The sequence below is a fragment of the Gemmatimonadota bacterium genome, assembly GCA_039715185.1.
Classification (GTDB): Bacteria; Gemmatimonadota; Gemmatimonadetes; order Longimicrobiales; family RSA9; genus DATHRK01.
Map to the genome: position 1 here is coordinate 1 of JBDLIA010000128.1, position 6592 is coordinate 6592.

Annotated in this window: 4 protein-coding genes; 3 read left to right on the top strand and 1 reads right to left on the bottom strand. The window is 68.5% G+C overall.

The features are described from left to right. Positions 1-92: 92 nt before the first annotated feature. The 3 genes from ABFS34_15395 (at position 93) to ABFS34_15405 (ending at position 5966) form a co-directional block, all read left to right on the top strand. Positions 93-1151, top strand: a complete 1059-nt coding sequence (locus ABFS34_15395; GenBank protein MEN8376812.1) for a S1C family serine protease — start codon at positions 93-95, stop codon at positions 1149-1151. 161 nt (positions 1152-1312) lie between these two features. Beyond that, positions 1313-2521 (top strand): Fic family protein, encoded by a 1209-nt coding sequence (locus tag ABFS34_15400; protein ID MEN8376813.1) that lies wholly within the window; start codon positions 1313-1315, stop codon positions 2519-2521. A gap of 7 nt (positions 2522-2528) precedes the next feature. Further along, entirely contained in the window at positions 2529-5966 is a 3438-nt protein-coding gene (locus tag ABFS34_15405; protein MEN8376814.1) for a TM0106 family RecB-like putative nuclease, read from the top strand. A gap of 236 nt (positions 5967-6202) precedes the next feature. Here ABFS34_15405 and ABFS34_15410 read toward each other — a convergent pair. Then, on the bottom strand, positions 6203-6592 hold a 390-nt coding region (locus ABFS34_15410), incomplete at its 5' end, for an SDR family oxidoreductase (GenBank protein ID MEN8376815.1).

Genomic DNA, 6592 nt, shown 5'->3' on the forward strand with positions numbered 1-6592 from the left:
TGGAGGGTGTCTTGCCACATCAACGTTGGCCGGTCGAAAGCACCTGCCCGCCGAGAACCTGGCGGTTCGGGCGGGTCACTAGTCTGATCCTGTTGGTCGCTGTCACCGGGGCTTCACCGCTGGCAGCGCAGGAGCTGACTCCGCGCGAGATCGCGGCCAGCGCCGCCCCGGCGTTGGTCTACATCACGGCGCTCGCGGGGGGCGAGGAGATCCGGACGGGCAGCGGCTTCCTGGTCTCCCCCGACGGTCGTTTGCTCACCAACCACCACGTGGTCGAGGGCGCGGATGAGGTCCGCGTCGAGCTCGCCTCGGGCGAGATCTACGATCGCGTGCTGTTCCAGGGCTCCGATGAGCGTCGCGACCTCGCGATTCTGCGGATTCCCGGATCGGACATGCAGACCCTGGCTCTGGCAGATGACCGTCTCGCCGAAGTCGGAGATCCCGTCTACGTGATGGGCAATCCGATGGGCCTGGTGGGCACCTTCAGCGACGGCCTGATCTCCGCCCGCCGGCTCGTGGACGGAACCGCCCTCATCCAGATCAGCGCTCCCATTTCCAGCGGCTCCTCCGGCGGGCCCGTGCTCAACTCCGCCGGCGAGGTCATCGGCATCGCCACGCTCACGGTGGAGGACGGGCAGAACCTCAATCTTGCCGTCCCGGCGCGCTACGCCGAGGGGCTGCTGGCCCTGAGCCAGGAGCCGACTCCGTTCGACCAGGTGGCCTGGACGCCGCGCCAGCACGATTCGGAGGCGATTGCCGCGGAAGCGAGCGAGGAACTCGAGCCGTGGGCGCAGATCCTCGCCGACGAGATGGAAGTGATCGTGAAGGCGGCCGAAGAGTCGGGATTCGTCGCGATCCACGAGCCCGAGATCGCGATGATCGATCAGGGCCAGAACTACACCGTGAAATTCGAGTACGATGGGCCGCATGACGAGGTCGCGATCGCCGCCGTTTGCGACGGCGACTGCGCCGACCTCGATCTGGCCGTGTACGGAGAGGACGGGGAGGTCATCGCGACCGACACCGAACCCGACGCCCGGCCCATCCTGACGTTTCAGGTTCACCGCGCCGGGGTGGCCAAGGTCGTCGTCTACATGGCCGCCTGTTCGGCGGAGCCGTGCGCCTTCTCGGTTCATTCTCTGGCGCGGTAGCGAAAGCGCCCGACAGGTGATGAGCCACGCAGATGTACCTTGGGGCCATGACGGAAGGGCCCCTAAACCCAACTAACACGCCTTGCTTAATTAGGGATACGGTGTAACCCTTACTAGCGCGCCGCGCTTTGTTGGGACTCCAAAACAACGAGAGGCCGTCGTTGTCAGGCAGACGCATCCCCCTTCGGTGGCAGTACGACCCCAGGCTGAACGCACCCCGACGCTACCAAAAGGCGTGCGGTTACGAGGCCTTCGTCCCGGATCCTCTCGCCGACCTTTCGCTCAGCCTCGACGCGGAGATTGCCGGCGTGGTATCGGAGGCGGAAGCCGCCATCGGAGCGCTGAACGAAAGAGCTCGTCCCGCCCTGAGGCCGCTGGCTCGACTCCTGCTGCGCACCGAGTCCATCGCGTCTTCGAAGATCGAGGGGATGCAGATCGGGGCCCGCGAACTGGCGCGCGCCGAGACCAAGGCGGACGTCGGCCGAAAGATCGGATCGACGGCTCGGGAGATTCTCGCCAACATCGACGCGATGGAGCTAGCGGTCGATCAGGCCGCCTCCGCGGATGCGTTTCGCGTCGAGGACATCCAGGCCATACACCGGAAGCTACTGGAGCAGTCGCCCAATCCACGTATCGCAGGCCGCCTGCGTACCGAGCAGAACTGGATCGGGGGAAACGACTACAACCCGTGCGGCGCCGACTTCGTCCCGCCGCCGCCGGAGTACGTCGAGGAGCTTCTGGCCGACCTGTGCGCCGCCATCAACGACGACCTGCTTCCTCCCGTGGTGCAGGCCGCGCTGGTCCACGCCCAGTTCGAGACCATTCACCCGTTCGCCGACGGCAACGGACGCACCGGCAGAGCGATAATCCATGTCGTCCTCGGGCGACGTGAGATCGCGGCGTCGTACGTCCCTCCGATCAGCGTCGTGCTAGCCCGCTCCCGAGAGCGCTACATCGCCGGCCTGGTGGACTTTCGGGAGGATCGGATCGTTCGATGGATCGAGTCGTTCGCGGCGGCGACGTACCGGGCCGCGGCACTAGCCAGGGCCTATCTGGAGGAAGTGGCGAGGATGACGGCTGGCTGGAGAGAGATGCTGCGCGCGCACGCGGCTCCTCGCTCCGACGCCGCGGCCTGGGCTCTCATCGGTGTCCTGCCCGCCCACCCGTTCATAACCGCCCCCGTGGCGGCAGCCGCGACGGGGAGGTCGAGGCCCCAGGTGTACAGGGCCCTCGAGCAACTGGAGGAAAGCGGAGTCCTTCGCCCGCTGACCGCCGCGAAGCGTGGACGAGCCTGGGAAGCGGTGGGCCTGCTGGACCTGCTCGAGCGCCTCGACTCGGGGGAAATGCCGGAAACCCTGGCCGCATCCTGAGCCCTCCATGCACCTGACCCCCTCCTCCGACCTCCTGCACTCCGCCACCGACCTCAGCAACCACCTCGCGTGCGCGCACTTGTCCGTCCTGAATCGGTCGCTGGCCCGTGGCGCCATCGGGGCGCCGCGCACGTACGACGACCCAGCGGCCGAGGTGCTCCAGAAACGCGGGCTCGAACACGAAGCGGCGTTTCTCGATCGACTGGGGGCGGAGGGCAAGGGCGTCGTCGAGATCGCCGATCCGGAGCTGGCGATCCCCGAGCGCTGGACCCGCCGCGCCGCCGACACCCTCGACGCCATGGGTTCGCGTGCCGACGTCATCTACCAGGGCTGCCTCTTCGACGGCACCTGGGTGGGGCTGCCGGACTTCCTGGTCCGCGTCGAGCGGCCGAGCGATCTGGGCGCGTGGTCCTACGAGGTGGCCGACGCCAAGCTCGCGCGCGAGGCGAAGGGCGGCGCGGTGCTGCAGATCTCGCTGTACTCGGACCTGCTGGGGCGGGCGCAGGGCGCGGCCCCCGAGTTCATGGGCATCGCGCTAGGCGGACCGGAGGGGCACACCGAACGCTTCCGTGTGGCCGACTTCGCGGCGTACTACCGCTCGGCCCGGGGGCGCTTCGAAGCGCTGATGGAGGGACCGGCGGAGCCTCTCGCGGAGGCCGTCGACCCGGTGGAGTTCTGCCAGTTGTGCCGCTGGAAGCAGCGCTGCGACAAGGAGCGCCGGGACGTCGACCACCTGTCGCTCGTGGCCGGGATAGCGCGCCGGCAGCGCAGGGCCCTGGTCGACATCGACATCGATACCATGGCCGCTCTCGGCGCCATTCTCCCTCCCCCCGAGACCCAGCTCGACGGCGTCAGCGACGCCTCGTTCGAGCGCATCCGGGAGCAGGCCCGCATCCAGGTCGAAGGCCGCGAGCAGGACCGGCACCTGCACGAGCTGCTGCTGCCTGCCGTCGCCGGCGAGGGGTTGGCCGCGCTTCCCGAGCCGTCGCCGGGTGACCTCTTCTTCGACCTCGAGGCCGATCCGTACGCCTTCACGCACGGCCTCGAGTACCTGTTCGGCTACTGCGACGCCACGGGCGAGTTCACCTCCCTCTGGGCGCTCGATCCCGCTGCGGAGAAGGCCGCCTTCGAGCGCTTCATCGACCTCGTCATCGACCGCCTGGAGCGCTGGCCCGACCTGCACGTCTACCACTACGCGCACTATGAGCAGACCGCGCTCAAGCGCCTCATGGGCCGGCACGGCACGCGCGAGGAGGAACTCGACAGACTCCTACGCGCGCGCGTGTTCGTCGACCTGCACCGCGTCGTGAGGCAGGGGCTGCGCGCGTCGGTCGAGAGCTACTCGATCAAGAAGCTCGAGCCGTTCTACGGCTTCGGACGCGACGTCGATCTGCGCGACGCCAACAGCGCGCTCGCCCACTTCGAGGCATGGCTGGAGTTGGGCGGGGGGAGCGAGGGCGCGGGCAACCTGCTCGAGCGGATCGAGGGCTACAACAGGGACGACTGCGTCTCGACGCTGCGCCTGCGCGACTGGTTGGAGGGGTTGCGGCCGGAGCTGGAGGCGCTCGTCGGCACGCCCGTTCCGAGGCCGACGCCGGAGGACGGGGAGGCGCCGGAGAACGTGGCCGAGGAGCTCGGCGAGGTCGCTGCGCTGGTGGAGCTGCTGACCGCTGACGTTTCCGCGGAAACGTCGGAACGCACCCCGGAGCACGGCCGCTGGCTCCTGGCCCATCTGCTGAGCTTCCATCGCCGGGAGAAGAAATCGATGTGGTGGCAGTTCTTCGCGCGGTGCGCGTTCGGGCTGGAAGAGTTGATCGAGGATAAGGCGACGATCGGTGGCCTGCAGTACGAGGGGGAGGTCGAGCGGATCAAGCAGTCGACCGTGCACCGGTACCGGTTTCCGCGGCAGGATCACGACTTCGGCGCCGGATCGTCCGCGCATGATCCCGAGACCGAGGGGGGCGTGGGAACCGTCGTGGCCGTCGACGACGTAGCAGGGACGATCGATCTCAAGCGAGGCAACAAGAACAAGGCGCCTCATCCGCTCGGGCTCGTGCCGCTCGAAAACATTCGCGACGATGTCCTGAGAGAGTCGTTGCGCAGTGTCGCGCGCGGGATAGCCGAGCACGGTATTGATGGCCATCACCCGTTCCAGGCGACCGCAGAGCTACTCGTGGCCAGACCGCCGCGGCTGACCGCCGGCGAGACCGGCTCCCTTGCGCGTCCGGACGAATCCACTGTCGAAGCCGCTCGGCGCCTGGTCCTGGAACTCGACCGCACCGTCCTCCCCATCCAGGGGCCGCCCGGCGCCGGCAAGACGTACACGGCCGCGCGCATGATCCTGACCCTGCTGGCTGCCGGCAGGCGCGTCGGCGTGACCGCGACGGGACACAAGGTGATCAGCAACCTGCTCGACGAAGTGTGCCGGGCCGCGGGCGAAGAGGGCGTGCGCGTGGCAGGGATCCAGAAGGCGAGCGCATCCGCGGGCTGCCGCCACGGAATGATCCAACTGACGGGCGACAACGGCGCGGTGCTCGAGGCCCTGGACTCCGGTGAAGCCCAACTCGCGGCCGGTACGTCATGGCTATGGAGCCGCCCCGAGATGGCGGGTAGCGTGGACGTGCTGTTCGTGGACGAAGCCGGGCAGTTCTCGCTGGCCAACGCCGTCGCGGTATCGCCGGCCGCCGCGAGTCTAGTGCTCGTTGGCGATCCGCGGCAGCTCGAGCAGCCGATCCAGGGCACGCACCCTCCCGGCGCGGGAGCGTCGGCCATGGAGCACCTGCTCGCGGGCGAGGCGACGATGCCGCCGGAGAGGGGCCTCTTCCTGGCCGACACCTGGCGGTTGCACCCGGACATCTGCGCCTTCACCTCGGAGATCTTCTACCGGGGCAAGCTGAAGCCGCGGGCCGGGCTGGAGAACCAGCGGGTGGTAGGCCCGGCGCCGGTGAACGGAAGCGGTCTGCGGTTCGTTGCGGTCGAGCACGAGGGGAACACGAGCGAATCGGAGGCGGAAGTAGAGGCGGTCGCCGAGCTCGTCGAGCGGGCGCTCGGACGCGGGGGGTCGCCGCCGGCCTCGTGGATAGACAAGACCGGCGTCGAAAGCCCCCTGCGCCTCGAGCACATCCTCATCGTCGCCCCCTACAACCTCCAGGTCGCCGCGCTCAAGGAGGCCCTGCCCGACGGCGCGCGCGTCGGCACCGTCGACAAGTTCCAGGGCCAGGAGGCACCCGTCGTCATCTACTCGATGACCTCCTCCAGCGCCGAGGAGGCCCCGCGCGGCATGAGCTTCCTTTACAGCCCCAACCGCCTGAACGTCGCCACGTCGCGGGCCAAGTGCCTGGCGATCGTGGTGGGGAGCACGGCCCTGTTCACGCCGGAGTGCAAATCGCCGGATCAGATGCGGCTGGCGAACGCTTCTTGTCGGTTGAGGGAGTTGGCGGGGTAGCGGGAAGGGCCAGCCCCGCCGGATGCCGGTGATCCTCGTTTTGCCATGGACCAGCCCCACACTCCGCCACCTCGTTCACGCAATGCGATACGACCTGGAGGTCGAGCGTGACCTGCCGGGCGACCGACTCGACGAAGAGGTGACGCCACGCGCGGGTTGAGGTCTTGGTCGCCTCATGGTCCCCGGTACGATCGCCGCCGACCGCGTGCCAGTTTACGAGGGCGGGTTAGCCGCCCTCACGTCTGGACGCCCTTGGTCAGCGCTCCATCGACCACCAGGTTCGTGCCCGTTGTGAAGCTCGAAGCTGGGCTGGCCAGGAAGGCGATGGAGCGCGCCACTTCCTCGCCCGTCCCCATGCGCCCCATGGGATTCCAGGCGAGCGCCTGTTGGAAGAAGTCGGGGTTGTCGCGCTCCACGTCGTGCCAGAAGCCGCCCTCCATGTAGATCGTGCCAGGCGATATCACGTTGGCGCGGATGCCCTCCGGGGCCAGCGTGTGCGCGAGGCCCCGGCCGTATCGATTGAGCGCGGCCTTGAGCACGCCGTACGGTCCCTCGAAGGCTCCGGCCTCGCGCGCGGCCACCGAGGACACGATGACGATGGACCCCGCGTCGGAACGCTTCAGGTG